This is a genomic window from Streptomyces venezuelae (genome assembly GCF_008642335.1).
Lineage (GTDB): Bacteria > Actinomycetota > Actinomycetes > Streptomycetales > Streptomycetaceae > Streptomyces > Streptomyces venezuelae_F.
On record NZ_CP029191.1, the window covers coordinates 3613007 to 3630597 of the forward strand.

Annotated in this window: 19 protein-coding genes and 1 riboswitch; of the genes, 10 read left to right on the forward strand and 9 right to left on the reverse strand. The window is 70.7% G+C overall.

Features of this window, described 5'->3' with window-relative positions; all coding sequences use genetic code 11:
• The first annotated feature begins 33 nt into the window (after positions 1–33).
• Positions 34–411, forward strand: a complete 378-nt coding sequence (locus DEJ49_RS16075; protein WP_150184763.1) for a type II toxin-antitoxin system RelE/ParE family toxin — start codon at positions 34–36, stop codon at positions 409–411.
• A complete protein-coding gene (locus DEJ49_RS16080) occupies positions 408–743 on the forward strand; it encodes a helix-turn-helix domain-containing protein (RefSeq protein ID WP_150184764.1) in 336 nt (111 codons plus the stop codon). Before DEJ49_RS16075 ends, DEJ49_RS16080 begins: the two co-directional genes overlap by 4 nt.
• A 45-nt stretch (positions 744–788) precedes the next feature.
• On the opposite strand, the gene DEJ49_RS16085 is transcribed toward DEJ49_RS16080, so the two are convergent.
• Both DEJ49_RS16085 and DEJ49_RS16090 read right to left on the reverse strand, forming a co-directional pair.
• Positions 789–1037 (reverse strand): hypothetical protein, encoded by a 249-nt coding sequence (locus DEJ49_RS16085; protein WP_150184765.1) that lies wholly within the window; start codon positions 1035–1037, stop codon positions 789–791.
• Positions 1037–1249, reverse strand: a complete 213-nt coding sequence (locus DEJ49_RS16090) for a hypothetical protein (RefSeq protein WP_150188272.1) — start codon at positions 1247–1249, stop codon at positions 1037–1039. Before DEJ49_RS16090 ends, DEJ49_RS16085 begins: the two co-directional genes overlap by 1 nt.
• A gap of 421 nt (positions 1250–1670) precedes the next feature.
• Here DEJ49_RS16090 and DEJ49_RS16095 point away from each other — a divergent pair, with 421 nt between their 5' ends.
• Positions 1671–2951 carry an esterase/lipase family protein gene (locus DEJ49_RS16095; RefSeq protein ID WP_150184766.1) on the forward strand — a complete coding sequence of 427 codons (1281 nt, stop codon included), beginning with the start codon at positions 1671–1673 and terminating at the stop codon, positions 2949–2951.
• 94 nt (positions 2952–3045) lie between these two features.
• Here DEJ49_RS16095 and groL read toward each other — a convergent pair whose 3' ends face one another.
• The 4 genes from groL to thrC form a co-directional block, all read right to left on the reverse strand.
• Positions 3046–4671: a chaperonin GroEL gene (gene groL, locus DEJ49_RS16100; protein ID WP_150169309.1), complete on the reverse strand. Its 1626-nt coding sequence runs from the start codon at positions 4669–4671 to the stop codon at positions 3046–3048.
• A 344-nt stretch (positions 4672–5015) separates the two neighbouring features.
• On the reverse strand, positions 5016–5219 hold the full coding sequence (locus DEJ49_RS16105; protein WP_005315736.1) for a cold-shock protein: 204 nt from the start codon (positions 5217–5219) through the stop codon (positions 5016–5018).
• Positions 5220–5638: 419 nt separating this feature from the next.
• Entirely contained in the window at positions 5639–5914 is a 276-nt protein-coding gene (locus DEJ49_RS16110) for a MoaD/ThiS family protein (RefSeq protein ID WP_150184767.1), read from the reverse strand.
• 105 nt (positions 5915–6019) lie between these two features.
• Positions 6020–7360, reverse strand: coding sequence for a threonine synthase (gene thrC, locus DEJ49_RS16115; protein ID WP_150184768.1), 1341 nt, complete (start codon positions 7358–7360; stop codon positions 6020–6022).
• Positions 7354–7501: riboswitch (SAM riboswitch) on the reverse strand. (Overlaps the previous gene by 7 nt.)
• Positions 7502–7657: 156 nt before the next feature.
• On the opposite strand from thrC, the gene DEJ49_RS16120 reads away from it, so the two are divergent.
• The 3 genes from DEJ49_RS16120 (at position 7658) to DEJ49_RS16130 (ending at position 10392) form a co-directional block, all read left to right on the forward strand.
• Positions 7658–8602: a glucosyl-3-phosphoglycerate synthase gene (locus DEJ49_RS16120; protein WP_150184769.1), complete on the forward strand. Its 945-nt coding sequence runs from the start codon at positions 7658–7660 to the stop codon at positions 8600–8602.
• A 78-nt stretch (positions 8603–8680) separates the two neighbouring features.
• Positions 8681–8935 carry a hypothetical protein gene (locus tag DEJ49_RS16125; protein ID WP_150184770.1) on the forward strand — a complete coding sequence of 85 codons (255 nt, stop codon included), beginning with the start codon at positions 8681–8683 and terminating at the stop codon, positions 8933–8935.
• Between the two features lie 50 nt (positions 8936–8985).
• Positions 8986–10392: a trehalose-6-phosphate synthase gene (locus DEJ49_RS16130; RefSeq protein WP_150184771.1), complete on the forward strand. Its 1407-nt coding sequence runs from the start codon at positions 8986–8988 to the stop codon at positions 10390–10392.
• Between the two features lie 192 nt (positions 10393–10584).
• Here the strand turns inward: DEJ49_RS16130 and otsB are convergent, their stop codons facing one another.
• The 3 genes from otsB to DEJ49_RS16145 are packed head-to-tail and all read right to left on the reverse strand — an operon-like array spanning position 10585 to position 13030.
• Positions 10585–11475, reverse strand: coding sequence for a trehalose-phosphatase (gene otsB, locus DEJ49_RS16135; RefSeq protein ID WP_150184772.1), 891 nt, complete (start codon positions 11473–11475; stop codon positions 10585–10587).
• A gap of 19 nt (positions 11476–11494) precedes the next feature.
• On the reverse strand, positions 11495–11803 hold the full coding sequence (locus DEJ49_RS16140) for a DUF3263 domain-containing protein (protein WP_150184773.1): 309 nt from the start codon (positions 11801–11803) through the stop codon (positions 11495–11497).
• 9 nt (positions 11804–11812) lie between these two features.
• Positions 11813–13030, reverse strand: coding sequence for an ABC transporter substrate-binding protein (locus tag DEJ49_RS16145; protein ID WP_150188273.1), 1218 nt, complete (start codon positions 13028–13030; stop codon positions 11813–11815).
• A gap of 315 nt (positions 13031–13345) precedes the next feature.
• Between DEJ49_RS16145 and DEJ49_RS16150 the strand changes: the two genes are divergently transcribed.
• The 4 genes from DEJ49_RS16150 (at position 13346) to DEJ49_RS16165 (ending at position 17591) form a co-directional block, all read left to right on the forward strand.
• Entirely contained in the window at positions 13346–14239 is an 894-nt protein-coding gene (locus DEJ49_RS16150; RefSeq protein WP_150184774.1) for an SIS domain-containing protein, read from the forward strand.
• Between the two features lie 148 nt (positions 14240–14387).
• Entirely contained in the window at positions 14388–15386 is a 999-nt protein-coding gene (locus DEJ49_RS16155; protein ID WP_150184775.1) for an ROK family protein, read from the forward strand.
• Positions 15386–16525 carry an N-acetylglucosamine-6-phosphate deacetylase gene (gene nagA / locus DEJ49_RS16160; protein WP_150184776.1) on the forward strand — a complete coding sequence of 380 codons (1140 nt, stop codon included), beginning with the start codon at positions 15386–15388 and terminating at the stop codon, positions 16523–16525. Before DEJ49_RS16155 ends, nagA begins: the two co-directional genes overlap by 1 nt.
• Positions 16526–16655: 130 nt before the next feature.
• Positions 16656–17591, forward strand: a complete 936-nt coding sequence (locus DEJ49_RS16165) for a 1-phosphofructokinase family hexose kinase (RefSeq protein ID WP_150184777.1) — start codon at positions 16656–16658, stop codon at positions 17589–17591.

A 17591-nucleotide genomic window follows, 5' to 3' on the forward strand; every position in this document is an offset into this window, starting at 1 on the left:
AATATGTCGCAGACGACATATTACGGTCCCTGCATGGACGCCCCCTACAACATGGAGCTCGAGCCAGAAGTCCGCGCCTGGCTCGAGCTCCTCACCGATCGGCACTACCGAAAGGTCGAGGAGTACGCGGACCTGCTCGCGAGCCTGGGCACGGCCACTCCCATGCCTTTCGCGCGCCCCCTGCGCGAGGGGGTGTACGAGCTCCGGCCGACGCTGAACGGGCAGGACGCGCGAATCACGTACTGGTTCACGGCCGACCGCCGCATCGTGTTGCTCACGGTCTTCCACAAGACCCGGATACTGGAAAGGGAGCAAGTCGATCGTGCGGTACGGGTTCGCAAAGTGTGCGAGAGCGAGCACGGCCCAGCCCATCGGACATACGACCGAGCCGAGGACGGAGACACGAAGTGAGCCATACCCGGTGGAAGCTGGCCCGCGAGAGGAAGCTCCTCGAAGGCCACGTGGAGGCGCCCGAGGCGGCGGCCGAGCGCGCCGAGATCCGCCTCGCGATGACCTTCGCCAAGGCTGTCTACGATCGCCGCACCGAACTCGGCCTCACCCAGGCGGAAGTTGCCGAGCGCGCAGGCCTGACCCAGGCCAAGATCTCGCGCATCGAAGGCGCGGACGCAGTCCCGACCCTGCCCCTTCTGCGCCGCATCGCCATGGCCATGAACGCCTCCCTGAACATCGCCCTCGACGCGGACCACGAAGAGGTCAGGTTCATCGGTCACCCAGCGGCCTGACTCAGCGACGGAAGTCGTAGACCCACAGCTTCCGGTGATCCGCACTCACCGCGGCCGCGCCTGGACCTGCCGGTTCAGTTCCCGTACCCGTTCCCGCAGCACCTCCCCCGGGTCCGCCGCGCCCACCGCGTCCGGCGGGCAGTCCCACTCCCGCCCTCCGCCCAGCGGCCGCAGCTGCACGAGCCCTCCCTCGCACCCCATGACCTGGCCGACGCTCCCGTCCCGATAGTCGACGGCGTACGTCCCCGCCTCGGGCACACAAGGGTCCTCCTCCACCCCTGCCTCCGCCCCCATCACCGCTTCTCCCCTTCCAGCACCGCGGCGAGCCGCAGCGCCGTGTCGAGGTTGCACCGCCCCAGCTCCACGAGCGGCAGCCCCTCGCTCGCCAAGCTCAGCGGGTCCACCCGCAGCGACGGCAACGTGACCCCGGCCTCCGCAAGGCCTACCTTCAACTGCCGTACGGCTTCCTCGGCCGCCCGCACCCGTTCCTCCGCCGTCAGCGCCATGACCACTGCCTCTCACACTGAGTGTTGCTGTTCCATCACCCAGCGTGTCCGCAACTGCGCAACCTTAAAAGCCTTGGCAACCCAACATCCCTCCGTGTCCAGAAGTGAACATCACCTCGGCCGCCCCCCTCGTCGTCTTCGCGACATACTTTCCCCGCCGGGAGGCCACCCGAGGCTCCGCGCCCCGCCCCCACATGGCCGACGCGCCACCGCTCCGCCGCCACCCCCGCCCCGTACCGCCCGGTCACCCACCACCGGCAGCCTCAACCCCTCCCCCACCCCGCCCCGGAACGGCCGAACGCGTGCTGGCCGAAAGGCCGCTGAGGCCCCGCGCCCGATCACGCCCCGTGCCGATGATGGCACCCCACGTCATCGAAGCGGCACGACCGGACACGACCGGACACGACCGGAGGGGACCCTCATGACCGACTCCAACGAGCCCACTCAGCCCGACCTGGAGCAGCTGGACGAGCGCGAGGTCGCCGAGGCGATCGGCGCCGCCGCCCGCATCACCCTGGCCCCCGGCCCGAGGGAAGCCCGGGAGGCCCCCGCCGAGGCGCCCGCGCCCGACGACGAGTGGGCGCTGCCCGGCGGCACCGCCTGGGTGTACCTCGCCGACCCCACCAAGGGGCTGACCCGGCCCGTCCTCATCGCCGACGGGTTCAACAGCGGGCCCAGCGAGCTGAACTTCTCGTGGGAGATATTGGAACGCGGGCCGTACGCGTTCCTGAGCGAGCTGCGCAACCGCGGCCGTGACGTCGTCCTGCTCGGCTTCGACGAGCGCAGCGCGTCCATCCTCGACAACGCCGAGGTCGTACGGGGCGCCATCCTGGAGGCCATCGCGCGCCGCGCGGGCGACCACCCGCTGACCGTCGGCGGTTTCAGCATGGGCGGCCTCGTCTCGCGGTACGCGCTGGCGAAGATGGAGCACGAGGGCGGGCAGGCGAACGACCACCAGACCGCGCTGTACTTCTCGTACGACAGCCCGCACCGCGGCGCGTGGATCCCGATCGCGCTGCAGGCGTTCGCGCACTACATCCGCAGCCTCAACGCCGCCTTCTCGAACCAGATGAACAGCCCGGCCGCACGGCAGCTGCTGTGGCAGCACATCAGCGAGTGGGGTGACACCCCGGAGACGGACAAGGAGCGCGGCACGTTCCTGGCCGAGCTGGAGCGGGTCGGCGGGTGGCCGTCGCGGCCGAAGAAGATCGGCGTCGCGAACGGGGTGCGGATCGGGGAGAGCAACGGGATACGGCCGGGGGAGCAGGCGTTTCACGGGAAAGGGCTGGCGATCACCGGCACGCGGCTCTACACGCAGTCCGCGGGCGAGGACGAACTCGTCGCGCAGTTGCGGGTCGTGACGCTGCGGCGGCCGCACGTCAACACATCCGGGCTGCCCGAGATCGACGGCGCCCCGGGCGGCACCCTGGAAGGCTTCGGCATCCTCGCCGACGAGCTGAACAAGATCCCGGCCCTCATCGGCCTCCGCTCCGAGGCGGACATCCGCGAACACTGCTTCGTGCCGACGGTCAGCGCGATCGCCCTGCGCGACATCGACACGCACGAGAAGCTGTACGAGCCGGTGACGGCCGCGGCGGAGTCCGAGAGCGAACTCGACGAGTTCCTCTGCGCCTCCCGGAACGAGCCGCACACCCTGGTCACCGAGGAGCTGTGCGGCTGGATCCTGGAGCGTCTGCCGTAGGGCATCCGGCACGAGAAACGCCCGAGGGCGGCACCCCTTCCTGAGAAGGAGTGCCGCCCTCGGTACGTCAGGACAGTGATCAACCAGAGGTCGATCAGAAGTCCATGTCACCGCCCGGCATGCCACCCGGAGCGGCGGCAGCGCCGGCCTTCTCGGGCTTGTCGGCGATGACGGCCTCGGTGGTGAGGAACAGCGCGGCGATGGACGCGGCGTTCTGCAGGGCAGAGCGCGTGACCTTCGCCGGGTCGAGGATGCCCTCGGCGATCATGTCCACGTACTCACCGGTCGCGGCGTTGAGACCGTGACCGACGGTGAGGTTGCGGACCTTCTCCACGACGACGCCACCCTCGAGACCACCGTTGACGGCGATCTGCTTGAGCGGGGCCTCCAGGGCGAGCTTCACGGCGTTGGCGCCGGTCGCCTCGTCACCGTCGAGCTCGAGCTTCTCGAAGACCGCGGAGGCCTGGAGGAGAGCGACGCCACCACCGGCGACGATGCCCTCTTCGACGGCCGCCTTCGCGTTGCGGACGGCGTCCTCGATGCGGTGCTTGCGCTCCTTGAGCTCGACCTCGGTCGCGGCACCGGCCTTGATGACGGCCACGCCGCCCGCGAGCTTCGCCAGGCGCTCCTGGAGCTTCTCGCGGTCGTAGTCCGAGTCGCTGTTCTCGATCTCGGCGCGGATCTGGTTGACGCGGCCCTGGACCTGGTCGCTGTCACCGGCACCGTCGACGATGGTCGTCTCGTCCTTGGTGATGACGACCTTGCGGGCGCGGCCGAGCAGGTCGAGACCGGCGTTCTCCAGCTTGAGGCCGACCTCCTCGGAGATGACGGTGCCACCGGTGAGGATGGCGATGTCGCCGAGCATGGCCTTGCGGCGGTCACCGAAGCCCGGGGCCTTGACGGCGACGGACTTGAAGGTGCCACGGATCTTGTTGACGACCAGGGTCGACAGGGCCTCGCCCTCGACGTCCTCGGCGATGATCAGCAGCGGCTTGCCGGACTGCATGACCTTCTCGAGGAGCGGAAGGAGGTCCTTCACGTTCGAGATCTTCGAGTTGACGATCAGGATGTACGGGTCGTCGAGCGACGCCTCCATACGCTCCATGTCGGTGGCGAAGTACGCCGAGATGTAGCCCTTGTCGAAGCGCATGCCCTCGGTGAGCTCGAGCTCGAGACCGAAGGTCTGCGACTCCTCGACGGTGATGACGCCTTCCTTGCCGACCTTGTCCATCGCCTCGGCGATGAGCTCGCCGATCTGCGTGTCGGCGGCGGAGATGGAGGCCGTGGAAGCGATCTGCTCCTTGGTCTCGACATCCTTGGCCTGCTCGAGCAGGGCGCCGGAGACGGCCTCGACGGCCTTCTCGATGCCGCGCTTCAGAGCCATCGGGTTGGCACCGGCGGCCACGTTGCGCAGACCCTCGCGCACCAGGGCCTGGGCCAGGACGGTCGCGGTCGTCGTGCCGTCACCGGCGACGTCGTCCGTCTTCTTCGCGACCTCCTTGACCAGCTCGGCGCCGATCTTCTCGTACGGGTCCTCGAGCTCGATCTCCTTGGCGATGGACACACCATCGTTGGTGATCGTGGGGGCGCCCCACTTCTTCTCGAGGACGACGTTGCGACCCTTGGGGCCCAGGGTCACCTTGACGGCGTCGGCGAGCTGGTTCATGCCGCGCTCGAGGCCGCGCCGTGCCTCCTCGTCGAACGCGATGATCTTGGCCATGTGAAGTGGTCCTCCCGGACGGGGTGGAAACGCAAAAACGGATCGTGCTGGCGCCCGCGACGGACGGCCTGCTGCCTTGTGGTTCCTTGCCCCACCCGGCCTGCGGACCTCACCGACCCGATCCAAGTTCTGTCACTCTCACTCGTAGAGTGCTAAGCCCAATGATTAGCACTCGACCCCTGCGAGTGCAAGCGCCTCTCACGGATCCCGGGGAGGATCCCGGGGGTGACCCCGAGCCCGGCTCCGGACCTACCCCGGCCCGGCCCGGCACACACGAGGGGCCCGTACCCCTGTCGGGATACGAGCCCCTCGCGATGCTTGCTTCGGTGGTCGGTCGCGCCGAGCTAGACGGCGAGCTTGACCATGTCCGCCTGCGGACCCTTCTGGCCCTGCGAGATCTCGAACTCGACTCGCTGACCTTCTTCAAGGGTGCGGTAACCGTCCATCTGGATCGCGCTGTAGTGGACGAAAACATCCGCACCACCGTCGACCGCGATGAAGCCGTACCCCTTCTCCGCGTTGAACCACTTGACGGTGCCCTGAGCCATGCCTAACTCCCCTATTACTGGCCCTTGCACAGGACCGCACTTCGCGGACCCGGGTCAGACCTCACCCCCCACTGGTAGGGGTGTGCGCCGGAACGCGTCGACCGCCGCTGAATGTATCTGTCCAACTGCCGTCTGCAACAGGTCAATCGGACGAGAATTCTGGGCACGCCCGATCGGGAATATACGGAGATTCCGTCCGGATCCAGGGCAAGTCAGGCCAGGCAAAAGCCGCAAAAGGTTCAAATGGGCAGTGCTCTTTGGCTACTTCTTGTCGGCTCGAGGCCGACTTCGTATATGCGCTCGGCACGGGCGGCGGAGCGCGCTTCCCAAACTGTACCGCGCTCAACCATGCAGAATTGCCCCCTCCGTTTCTCTCGCGGAGGGGGCAATTCAGATAACGCAGGGTGCTTGCGAAAAGATCAGCCGCCGGCGACGGCGGGAATGATCGAGACGCCCGCGCCGTCCGGAGTGGCCGTCTCCAGACCCTGCTCGAACCGGACGTCGTCGTCGTTCACGTACACGTTGACGAAGCGGCGCAGCTTGCCCTGGTCGTCCAGGACGCGGGCGGCGATGCCGGTGTGGTTCTTCTCCAGGTCGGCGATGACCTCCCCGAGGTTCGCCCCCTCGGCGACGACCTCGGCCTTGCCGCCGGTGTAGGTACGAAGAATGGTGGGGATCCGAACGTTGACGCTCATACTTTTCACCTCAGATGTATGGGGGGCGCCCCGAAGGGGCGCGGGGAACTGCGCGAGGACGGACCACGACCCGCGGTCGACAGCGGACCGCGGGCCCTACGGCGACTAGTCGGCCAGACCCGCAGAGCGGAACGCCTCAAGGCTCGGCTTGATCGTGGCGGTCGCCTGAGACCTCTCGGCGACCGCGTCGAGGGTCTTCAGACCGTCCCCCGTGTTCAGCACCACCGTGGTGAGGGCAGGGTCGATGAGCCCGGCTTCGACCAGCTTCTTGGTGACGCCGACGGTCACACCACCGGCTGTCTCCGCGAAGATTCCCTCACTCCGAGCGAGCAGCTCGATCGCGTCCACGACCTGCTCGTCGTTGACGTCCTCCACCGCACCCCCCGTACGCCGCGCGATGTCCAGCACGTAAGGACCGTCGGCCGGGTTGCCGATCGCCAGCGACTTGGCGATCGTGTTCGGCTTCTGCGGACGGACCACGTCGTGGCCCGCCTTGAACGCCGCCGACACCGGCGAGCACCCCTCCGCCTGCGCGCCGAAGATCTTGTAGGGCTTGTCCTCGACGAGACCGAGGGCGATGAGCTCCTTCAGCCCCTTGTCGATCTTCGTGAGCTGCGATCCGGACGCGATCGGGATGACCAGCTGGTCGGGGATGACCCAGCCGAGCTGCTCGCAGATCTCGTACGCGAGGGTCTTGGAGCCCTCGCCGTAGTACGGCCGCAGGTTGACGTTGACGAAGCCCCAGCCCTCGCCCAGCGGGTCGCCGATGAGCTCGGAGCAGAAGCGGTTCACGTCGTCGTAGTTGCCCTCGATGCCGACGAGCTCACCGCCGTAGACCGCGGCCATGACGACCTTGCCCTGCTCCAGGTCGTGCGGGATGAACACGCAGGACCGGAAGCCGGCGCGGGCCGCCGCGGCGCCCACCGCGCCCGCGAGGTTGCCCGTGGAGGAGCAGGACAGCGTGGTGAAGCCGAAGGCGCGCGCCGCTTCGAGGGCCTGCGCGACGACGCGGTCCTTGAAGGAGTGCGTGGGGTTGCCGGAGTCGTCCTTGACGAACAACTTGCCCTGTTGGACGCCGATTTCCTTCGCGAGGTTGTCGGCCTTGACGAGCTTGGTCCAGCCCGGGTTCAGGTTCGGCTTGTCGGCCACGTCGGCGGGGACGGGCAGGAGCGGGGCGTAGCGCCAGATGTTGGCGGGGCCGGCCTCGATCTGCTCGCGCAGGGCTTCCGGGTCGTCGAGGGGCAGGTCGTACGCGACTTCGAGGGGGCCGAAACACTCGACGCAGGCGAAGATCGGGCCGAGCGGGAACGTGGTGCCGCACTCACGGCAGGAGAGGCCGGATGCGGGCCCGAGGTCTACGGAAGAGCCCGAAGCGGTGGCGCTTTCGGAGGTGCTTTCGGTGGCGACAGTCTGCACAGCCATGGAGGCGAGGCCCTTTCTCCTCATCTTCCTCGCGACGCATCTCGCCGCGAGACGGAATTGGCACCTTCGCTAGCCGGGAGCCTCGCTGCGCTTGACTGCGCGAGACCGACTGGGTGGTTGCCGGGGCTTCAACGGGCCGTATCCCTCTGCCCCTCTGGATGAGCGGTATTCGATTATGGGTTTCGATTGTCGTAGGCGAACGCGGTGGTGACCCCGACATGCGATGGCCACCGGCGTTGTTCAAGACTGTAACCGAAGCCCCGGACCCTTGAGATAGTCGTCCGAACCGCGAGATGGATCACATATGGGAGGACCACGACCGTGCTGGAAGAGGTCGAGCACTGGCTGAGCAGGCGTTCCTGGTCCGTCGCCGACCGCCCGCGGGACCTGCTGGCCGCCGCCAAACGGGCGGGCGGCGCGTCGGTGAGCGTCGTGCTGCCCGCGCTCGACGAGGAGGGGACGGTCGGTGAGATCGTCGCCGAGATCCGCGCCGAGCTGATGGAGAGGGTTCCGCTGGTCGACGAGTTGCTCGTCGTCGACTCCGGCTCCACGGACCGTACGGCGGAGGTCGCCGCCGCCGCGGGCGCCAAGGTCGTCCACCGCGACGCGATCCTGCCGCGCCTGCCGGCCGTCGCGGGCAAGGGCGAGGTGCTGTGGCGCTCGCTGCTGGCGACGAGCGGCGACATCGTGGCGTTCGTCGACGCGGACCTGAAGGAGTTCTCGGCGGACTTCGTCTCGGGGATAGTCGGTCCGCTGCTCACCGACCCGGACGTGGCGTTCGTGAAGGCGATGTACGACCGCCCGCTCGCGGGGGCGGACGGGCAGGGCGGCCGGGTGACGGAGCTGATGGCGCGGCCGCTCCTGAACATGCACTGGCCGCGGCTCGCCGGGTTCGTGCAGCCGCTGGGCGGCGAGTACGCGGCGCGCAGGTCGCTCCTCGAGCGGCTGCCGTTCCCCGTCGGGTACGGCGTGGAGCTCGGGCTGCTCGTCGACGCGCTGCACACCGTGGGCCTGGACGCGCTGGCGCAGGTCGACGTGGGGGTGCGCAGGCACCGGCACCAGGACGGGCAGGCGCTCGGGCGGATGGCGGCGGCGATCTACCGGACGGCGCAGGTGCGGCTGGCGCGCGGTCATCTCGTACGTCCCGAGCTCACGCAGTTCGTCCGCGGCACACACGGCTTCGAGCCGCGGACCCATCCGGTGGACACGGAGGAGCGGCCGCCGATGGCCGATATCTCCGAGTATGCGCATCGCCGCGTGGCGTAGCGACCGGATATCAGCAGCTTTGCCTACATTGCCCTTATGTGGGTTACAAGGGTCAGCTGTAGCTGGGCGGAAGACGTCTTGCGAGTCCTGCGGAGGGCGGCCGGACTGGCGCTCGCCACCGCCGCGGTCGCCACCGTGGTCGCCGCCGGGTTCCTCCCCGCGGCGCCCGCCGCCACGGCCGCCTCCCACAAGGAGACCCGGCAGGCCCGGTCCGGTCCTGCCGAGCTCGCCGACACGGGCAGTTCCCGGACCCTGCTCCTCGGCGGGGCCGCGGCCGCGCTCTGCGGGCTGGGCGTACTGGTGATCGTCGCGGCACGCAGACGTCGCGACTGACCCGGCCGCCGTACGTTTGAGGGTTTACGGGACGGGCTACGTTTTGCCACATGGTCTCCGAGTCCGCATCGTCAGCAGCGCAGGTCCTCGTCGCGTCCAACCGCGGCCCCGTCTCGTACACCGTCGGAGAGGACGGTGAGCTGAGCGCGAAGCGCGGTGGCGGCGGTCTCGTCTCGGGACTCAGCGCGATCGGCGACGAGGCAGACGCCCTCTGGGTGTGCGCGGCGCTCGGCGAGGGCGACCGCGAGGCCGTGCGGCGCGGCGTCGGGGAACCCGGCGTGCGGATGCTGGACATCGACGCGCGCGTCCACGCGGACGCGTACAACGGCATCGCGAACTCGGTGCTGTGGTTCGTCCACCACATGCTCTACCAGACGCCCCTGGAGCCGGCCTTCGGCCCGGAGTTCCGCGCGCAGTGGGCGGCGTACGAGACGTACAACCGGGCGTTCGCCGAGGCACTGGCCCGCGAGGCTGCCCCGGGGGCGGCCGTCCTGGTCCAGGACTACCACCTGACACTGGTCCCCGGCATGCTGCGCGAGCTCCGCGACGACCTGCGCATCGGCCACTTCTCGCACACCCCGTGGGCACCCGCCGACTACTTCCGGATGCTGCCGGACGACGTCGCCGAACAGGTGCTGCGCGGCATGCTCGGCGCGGACCGGCTCGGGTTCCTCACCGGACGGTGGGCCGACGCGTTCACCGACTCCTGCGTGCGGGTCGTGGGCGGTACGTCGGGCACCCGCATCGGGGTGCACGGGCTCGGCGCCGACGCGGACTTCCTGCGGGAGCGGTCGCGGCGGGACGACGTCGAGGAGCGGATGCGGGCGCTGCGGGAGCAGGCGGGCGAGCAGGACGGCGAGCCCCGCAAGCTGATCGTGCGGGTGGACCGCACCGAGCTGTCCAAGAACATCGTGCGCGGCCTCCTCGCCTACCGGGAACTCCTCGAGACCCGCCCCGAATGGCGCGAGCGCGTCGTGCACGTCGCCTTCGCCTACCCGTCCCGGCAGGACCTCGCGGTCTACCGCGACTACACGGAAGAGGTCTCCCGGGTCGCCGCGGAGATCAACTCCACGTACGGGACGGACGGCTGGACCCCGGTGGTCCTGCACGTCAAGGACGACTTCGCGCGCTCGCTCGCCGCCTACCGCATGGCGGACGTGGCGCTGGTCAACCCCATCCGCGACGGCATGAACCTCGTCGCCAAGGAGGTCCCCGTCGTCTCCGACGACGGCTGCGCGCTGGTCCTGTCGCGGGAGGCGGGCGCCCACGAGGAGCTCGGCGAGGACGCGATCTCCGTGAACCCGTACGACGTGACGGCGACGGCCGACGCGCTGCACACGGCGCTGCTCATGCCCCGGGAGGAGCGCGCCGAGCGCACGAAGCGCCTCGCCGCGGCGGCGACCGCGCTGCCGCCCGCACAGTGGTTCCTGGACCAGCTGCGGGCGCTCACCGGCTGACGCCGGACGGTCCAAGGGCGGCGCGGTTCTTCCGTCTGCGGCCCGGTGGGGGCTGGTCGCGCAGTTCCCCGCGCCCCCAAGTCGTCCACCCCAGCGGTGCCGGACGATGTGGGCCACCCAGGGGCGCGGGAAACTGCGCGGCCAGCCCACGACAGCCCGCGGTCGCGCACCGGCGGTCGAGGTGAACGCGTCTCAGCGCAGTTGCGCGCCGATCCACGACAGCAGCCGCACCACACCCGCGGGTCCGTCCACCACCAGGTCCGCCCGGTCCGCAAGCTCCGCGACCTCCGAGCTGCCGCTGCACACGAGCAGCCCCGCCACCCCGTCCGAGCGGAGCTTCTCCACGGCGCCGAAGGCGGGCAGGTCGCCGAGGTCGTCGCCCGCGTACAGGACGGACTCGGCGCCGACCTCCCGCAGGTACTCGGCGAGGGCCACGCCCTTGTCCATGCCCGGCGGGCGCAGCTCAAGGACGAGTCGGCCGGGCTCGACGATCAGGCCGTGCCGGTCCGCCAGCTCGCCGAGCGGCTCCCGCAGCGCGTCGAAGGCGGCCTGCGGGTCCTCCGCACGGCGCGTGTGCACCGCGACGGCCCGCCCCTTCTCCTCTATCCACGTGCCGCGCCACGCGCCGATCCCGTCCAGGAACCCGGGGAGCTCGGCGCGCACGGCGGCGACCCCGGGGTGCGGCTCGGCGGCGCGCACGGTGCCGGTGACGGCGTCCCAGCGCTCGGCGCCGTAGTGCCCGAGGACGACGAGGTGATCGAGGCCCGGCACGCCCGCGAAGCCTCCGTAGCGCACGGCGACGCCCGCCGGGCGGCCCGTGACCACGGCCGCCGACCGCAGCCGCGGCGCGAGCGCGGCGAGCACGCGCGCCGCGTCGGGGTGGGCACGCGCCTGCTCCGGGTCGGCGACGATCGGGGCGAGCGTGCCGTCGAAGTCGAGCGCCACGACCGCGCGCTCGGGCCGGGCGAGGATCGCGGCGAGGCCGTCGCGCCCGGCGGGCGTCACGGGCTCGGGCGGTCCGGACGCACCGGCCGGTCCGGAAGGCTCGGGCAGGTCCGACTGTGAGTACGTAGGGTCACCCATGGGCCCGACCTTAGCCGCGTCAGCGCTCGTCGCGCCGGGACTCCCGCACCCGGCGCAGCCGATTGACCGTAATCGGGTCGTGGGCGAGCGCGCGGGTGTCGTCGAGCAGGGCGTTCAGGATCTGGTAGTAGCGCACCGGCACCATCCCGAGTTCCTCGCGGATGGCACGTTCCTTGGCTCCGGGACCGGGCCACGGCCGCCGTTCGAGGGCTAGGACGGCGCGGTCGCGGGCGGAGAGGGCGTCCGGGAAGTCCTCGCCGCCGTCCGGCTCATCCGTGCCGCCGTCCGGCTCGTCCGGCTCGGGTCCATCAGGCTCGTGAACGGTCATGCCGGCACGCTACTCGGCGTTCTCCTTGGTCATCGCACGGCTCTGGATCCGGCTGAGCACCGACTTCGGGTTGCCGCCCTCGCCGACGGTCTTGCCGATGTCCTTCTTGATGTCCGCGGAGACCTGCGCCCACGACGTCTTGCCCACCGGGTACAGCTCGGAGGTCGGGAGCTCGTCGAGGAACTTGCCGAGCGCCGTGTGCCCGCGGTCCGCGGCCATCGCCTCGGACGCGGAGGTCGTCACCGGCAGGATGTCGTACTCGTTCGAGAAGTCGAGGACGTTCTTCTTGCTGTACGCGTAGTCCAGGAACTTGCCGGCCTCCTTGCGGTGACCGTTCTGCTTGAACGCCATCATCCAGTCGGCGACACCCATCGTGGCCTGCGCCTTGCCGTTGATGCCGGGCGCCGGCACCATGCCGAACTTGACGCCCTTCTTGGCGGCCATCTTCATGAGCGTCGGGTGGCCGTTGAGCATGCCGACCTCGCCGCGCGAGAACGCCGCGAACGCCTCCGCGCGGTTCATCTCTGCGGGCGCCGTCGGACCCGTCAGGCCCTTGCCGACGAGCTCGTCCCGCAGCCAGGCGAACGTCTTGGCGTTCTGCGGGGAGTCGATGGCGTACGAGCCGACGTTGTCGGTGTAACCGCCGCCGCCGCTGAGCATCCACATCAGCGTCTCGGCGGGCGCCTCCTCGGGGCCGAGCGGCAGCGCGTACGGGATCTTCACGCCGCGCGCCTTCAGGGCCTTCGCGTCGGCCTGCAGCTCGCTCCAGCTCTGCGGCGGCGTGAGGTTCGCGTCCTTGAAGAGCTTGGTGTTGTAGAAGAGCAGGCGGGTCGAGGAGGCGAACGGCATGCCGTACTGGATGCGGTTGACCTCGCCGGCGCGCGACAGGGGCGCGAGGAAGTCGGCCTGGGTGGCGATGGAGAGGAGCTCGTCGGCCTCGTAGAGCTTGCCCTGCGCGGCGTAGTCGGCGTACGCGCCGATCTGCGCCAGGTCGGGGGCGTCGCCCTTCTTGACCATCTCCTTGACCTCGCGGTCCACGTCGTTCCAGGAGTGGACGGTGACGTCGACCTTGATGCCGGGGTTCTCCTTCTCGAACCCCTCGACGACCCTGTCCCAGTACTTCTTGGAGCTGTTCGCCGCGGAGTCGCCGTAATCGGCGGCCACCAGCTTGAGGGTGACGTCGCCGGAGTCACCGGGACCGCCGCAGCCGGCGAGCACGCCCGCCATGCCCAGTGCGGCCACCGCCGCGGTCAGACCTGTCACGCGCCGCTGCACAGCTGTCCCACCCTCATTGCTTTGCTTCTACGTTCGCACCTTGCCGAACTGCGATTTTCTCCCGAGTCCGGACACAAGGTCTACACCACCCGAGTCTCACTTGTGCAACGGCGTCCATCGGCCCCCGAGCGTTGCGGGGCGCGCCGGGCGACTGCTATGCACATCAGGTCTCCGACCGTTCACGACGGCACGTCGCACTTCTTCCACTCCCCCCACTTCCGCACTTCCGCACTTCCGCACTTCCGCACTGACGAGGAGCCTTGGCGCATGTCGCGTACCGCAGAAGAAATAGCCACCCAGCCCGCCTGCTGGCGCCGGGCGGTGGAAGCGGCCGCCGCCTTCGACGATCTGCCGAAACCCGGTGAGCGGGTCGCCGTCACCGGCTGCGGGACGTCCTGGTTCATGGCCATCGCCTACGCGACGCTGCGCGAGGCGGCGGGCCTCGGCGAGACGGACGCGTTCGCCTCCTCGGAGTTCCCGGCGGGCCGTACGTACGACCGCGTCGTGGCGATCACCCGCTCCGGCACGACGACGGAGGTCCTCGACCTCCTGAACCGTCTCAAGGGCACGGTCCCGACGCTCGCGCTCACCGCCGACCCGAAGACGCCGGTCATGGACGCGGCGGACTCGGTCGCCGTCCTGGACTGGGCGGACGAGGAATCGGTCGTCCAGACCCGCTTCGCCACGACGGCCTTCGCCTTCCTGCGCGCCGGCCTCGGCCACATCCCCGGCCTGAAGACGGTCCAGGAAGCGGCGGTGGACGCGGAACTCGCGGTGACGGAGCCGCTGCCGCCGACGGTGGTCGGCGCGGAACAGTGGACGTTCCTGGGCCGAGGCTGGACCTACGGTCTCGCACTCGAAGCCGCCCTGAAGATGCGGGAGGCGGCGGGCGCCTGGACGGAGTCCTACCCGGCGATGGAGTACCGCCACGGTCCCATCTCCATCACCGGCCCGGGCCGGGTGGCCTGGATGTTCGGCATGCTCCCGGACGGCCTCGCGGAGGACGTGGCCCGCGTCGGCGGCGACCTGGTGGCCCGCCAGGAGGTCGACCCCCTGGCCGACCTCATCCGCGCCCAGCGCCTGGCGGTGGCATTGGCAGAATCCCGCGGCCAGGACCCGGACCACCCCCGCAACCTGACGCGCAGCGTGATCCTGAGCTGAGTCCGGTGATCCTGGGCTGAGTCCGGCGGGCGTCCGCAGCAGTGCGGGCGCCTCCCCCCGGCCAGACCCACCCCCAGAAAGGACTCCGCCCCGCACGGGACCCAGAAGTGGACTAGACCTCTCACGGGCAACGCGCGAGACTGTTCCCGTGAGACACGTCATCGCCCTCGATGTGGGCGGCACCGGAATGAAGGCCGCCCTGATAGGGGCGGACGGCACCCTGCTGCACGAGGCCCGCCGCCCCACCGGCCGCGCCCGCGGCGCCGACGCGGTCGTGGAGTCGATCCTCGACTTCGCCGCGGCCCTCCGCGCCCACGGCATCGCCCACTACGGCGAGCCCGCGACAGCGGCAGGAGTGGCCGTCCCCGGCATCGTCGACGCCGACCGCGGCATCGCCGTGTACGCGGCCAACCTCGGCTGGAGCGACGTCCCCCTCCGGGACCTCCTCAGCGCCCGCCTGGAAGGCATCCCCGTGGCCCTGGGCCACGACGTCCGCACGGGCGGCCTCGCCGAGGGCCGCATCGGCGCCGGCAAGGGCGCCGACCGCTTCCTGTTCGTGCCCCTCGGCACCGGCATCGCGGGCGCCATCGGCATCGGCGGCGCCATCGAACCCGGCGCCCACGGCTCGGCCGGCGAGATCGGCCACATCGTCGTACGCCCCGGCGGCCCGCCCTGCGGCTGCGGCCAGCGCGGCTGCCTGGAGCGCCTCGCCTCCGCGTCCGCGGTCAGCAAGGCGTGGGCCGAGGCGAGCGGCGACCCGGAGGCGGACGCCGCGGACTGCGCGAAGGCCGTGGAGTCCGGCGACCCGCGGGCCCAGGAGGTCTGGCGCAACGCGGTCGACGCCCTGGCCGACGGCCTGCTCACCGCCCTCACCCTGCTGGACCCGCAGACCCTGATCATCGGTGGCGGCCTGGCCGAGGCGGGGGAAACGTTGTTCACGCCGCTGCGGGCCGCCGTCGCGGCGCGCGTCGTCCAGTTCCAGACGCTTCCGGAGATCGTCCCCGCGGCCCTCGGCGACACGGCGGGGTGCCTCGGCGCGGGCCTGCTGGCCTGGGACCTGGTGGACAAGCAAGAGTCGGACCGCACCGCCCCCACCAACACCACCCCCACCAACACCACCACCCACCCCACGGAGGTACCCACCTGATGGCCACTAGCAAGGTTCTCGCCGGTGCACAGGTGGTACTGCCCACCGGGACCCTCACCAACGGCCGAGTGATCGTCGACGGTGCGCGCATCACGGGGAGCGCTCCCGCGGACGCCGAAACCCTCGACCTCACCGGCCACTGGCTGGTCCCCGGCTTCGTGGACATCCACAACCACGGCGGCGGCGGCGCCTCCTTCACCTCGGGCACCGTCGAGGACGTCCTCAAGGGCATCCACACTCACCGCCTGCACGGCACCACCACCGTCGTCGCCTCGACGGTCACCGGCGAGATGGACTTCCTGGCCCAGCGCGCCGGGCTGCTCTCGGAACTCGCCGAGCAGGGCGACCTCGCCGGCATCCACTTCGAGGGCCCCTTCATCTCCCCGTGCCGCAAGGGCGCCCACAGCGAGGGCCTGCTCCGCCACCCCGACCCCGCGGACGTCCGCAAGCTCCTCGACGCCGCGCGCGGCCAGGCCAGGATGGTCACGCTCGCCACCGAGCTGCCGGGCGGCATCGACTCCGTACGTCTCCTCGCCGAGCACGGCGTCATCGCGGCGATCGGCCACACGGACGCGACGTACGAGCAGACCGTCGAGGCGATCGACGCGGGCGCCACCGTCGCCACGCACCTGTTCAACGCCATGCCGGGTCTCGGCCACCGCGCCCCGGGCCCGATCGCCGCGCTCCTGGAGGACGAGCGGATCACCGTCGAGCTCATCAACGACGGCACCCACCTCCACCCGGCCGCCTTCGAGCTGGCCTTCCACCACGCGGGCACGGACCGCGTCGCACTGATCACCGACGCGATGGACGCGGCCGGCTTCGGCGACGGCCGGTACATGCTCGGCCCGCTGGAGGTCGAGGTGAAGGACAGCGTCGCGCGGCTCGTCGAGGGTGGCTCGATCGCGGGCTCGACCCTGACCCAGGACCGCGCGTTCAAGCGCTCGGTGACCGTCGACGGGCTGTCCGTCGAGGACACCGTCCGCGCCATCTCCGCGAATCCGGCGAAGCTCCTCGGCCAGTACGACAAGGTGGGCTCCCTGGAGCCCGGCAAGGACGCGGACCTGGTGGTCCTGGACGCGGCCTTCGACGTCAAGGGCGTCATGCGCAAGGGTGAATGGGTGGTTGAACCCCTTTAACCGACAACCCCACCCGAACCCCACCTGAACACAAGGCGGTTGGCCCTCACCTCTGGGCCAACCGCCTTCTGTTTGGCATGATCAGAGCCCTGGGAACGTCGAACGAACAGGCACTTCGGGGGTGGTACGAGTGATCCTCACCGTCACGTTGAACGCCGCGCTCGACATCACCTACCGCGTCCCCGCACTCACCCCGCACGCCTCGCACCGCATCACCGAGGTGACCGAACGCCCCGGCGGCAAGGGCCTGAACGTCGCCCGCGTGCTCGCCGCCCTCGGCCACGACGTCACCGTCACCGGCTTCGCGGGCGGCGACACCGGCCGTACGCTGCGCGACCGCCTCGCCGCCGAGCCGCGCGTCACGGACGCCCTCGCGCCGGTCGCGGGCGCCACCCGCCGCACGATCGCCGTCGTCGACGCGGCGACCGGCGACACCACCCAGCTCAACGAGCCGGGCCCGGCCGTCGCCCCCGCCGAGTGGGCCGCTTTCCTCGACTCCTACGAGGAGTTGGTGCGCCGCGACGGCCTGGCCGCGGTCGCCCTCTGCGGCAGCCTGCCCCCCGGCGTCCCCGTCGGCGCGTACGCCCTGCTCATACGGTCCGCGCGCGCCGCCCGCGTCCCCGTCCTGCTCGACACGAGCGGGGAGCCGCTGCGCCGGGGCGTCGCCGCCCGCCCGGACATCGTCAAGCCCAACGCCGACGAACTCGCCGAGCTCACCGGCTCCCACGAGCCCGACCGCGCCACCCGCGACGCCCGCCGCAGGGGCGCCCACGCCGTGGTCGCCTCCCTCGGCGCCGACGGCCTCCTCGCGGTCACCGCCGACGGCGGCTGGCGCGCCCGCCCCCCGGAGCGGGTCCGCGGCAACCCGACCGGCGCCGGTGACTCGGCGGTCGCCGGCCTCCTCTCCGGCCTCGCCGAACACCTTCCGTGGCCGGACCGCCTGGCCCGCGCCGTGGCCCTGTCGGCGGCGACGGTGGTGGCGCCGGTGGCGGGTGAGTTCGACCCCTCCACGTACAAAGATCTGCTGCCTCGTGTCGCGGTGACCGGGCAGGTCACCGCGGCCTGA

What these genes read in the sequence shown, in the direction of transcription:
- DEJ49_RS16075 (WP_150184763.1), top strand. Translation starts at nt 34, where the DNA reads ATGGACGCCCCCTACAACATGGAGCTCGAGCCAGAAGTCCGCGCCTGG.
- DEJ49_RS16085 (WP_150184765.1), bottom strand. Translation starts at nt 1,037, where the DNA reads ATGGGGGCGGAGGCAGGGGTGGAGGAGGACCCTTGTGTGCCCGAGGCG.
- DEJ49_RS16090 (WP_150188272.1), bottom strand. Translation starts at nt 1,249, where the DNA reads ATGGCGCTGACGGCGGAGGAACGGGTGCGGGCGGCCGAGGAAGCCGTA.
- DEJ49_RS16095 (WP_150184766.1), top strand. Translation starts at nt 1,671, where the DNA reads ATGACCGACTCCAACGAGCCCACTCAGCCCGACCTGGAGCAGCTGGAC.
- groL (WP_150169309.1), bottom strand. Translation starts at nt 4,671, where the DNA reads ATGGCCAAGATCATCGCGTTCGACGAGGAGGCACGGCGCGGCCTCGAG.
- DEJ49_RS16105 (WP_005315736.1), bottom strand. Translation starts at nt 5,219, where the DNA reads ATGGCTCAGGGCACCGTCAAGTGGTTCAACGCGGAGAAGGGGTACGGC.
- DEJ49_RS16110 (WP_150184767.1), bottom strand. Translation starts at nt 5,914, where the DNA reads ATGAGCGTCAACGTTCGGATCCCCACCATTCTTCGTACCTACACCGGC.
- thrC (WP_150184768.1), bottom strand. Translation starts at nt 7,360, where the DNA reads ATGAGGAGAAAGGGCCTCGCCTCCATGGCTGTGCAGACTGTCGCCACC.
- DEJ49_RS16130 (WP_150184771.1), top strand. Translation starts at nt 8,986, where the DNA reads ATGGTCTCCGAGTCCGCATCGTCAGCAGCGCAGGTCCTCGTCGCGTCC.
- otsB (WP_150184772.1), bottom strand. Translation starts at nt 11,475, where the DNA reads ATGGGTGACCCTACGTACTCACAGTCGGACCTGCCCGAGCCTTCCGGA.
- DEJ49_RS16140 (WP_150184773.1), bottom strand. Translation starts at nt 11,803, where the DNA reads ATGACCGTTCACGAGCCTGATGGACCCGAGCCGGACGAGCCGGACGGC.
- DEJ49_RS16145 (WP_150188273.1), bottom strand. Translation starts at nt 13,030, where the DNA reads ATGGCGGGCGTGCTCGCCGGCTGCGGCGGTCCCGGTGACTCCGGCGAC.
- DEJ49_RS16150 (WP_150184774.1), top strand. Translation starts at nt 13,346, where the DNA reads ATGTCGCGTACCGCAGAAGAAATAGCCACCCAGCCCGCCTGCTGGCGC.
- nagA (WP_150184776.1), top strand. Translation starts at nt 15,386, where the DNA reads ATGGCCACTAGCAAGGTTCTCGCCGGTGCACAGGTGGTACTGCCCACC.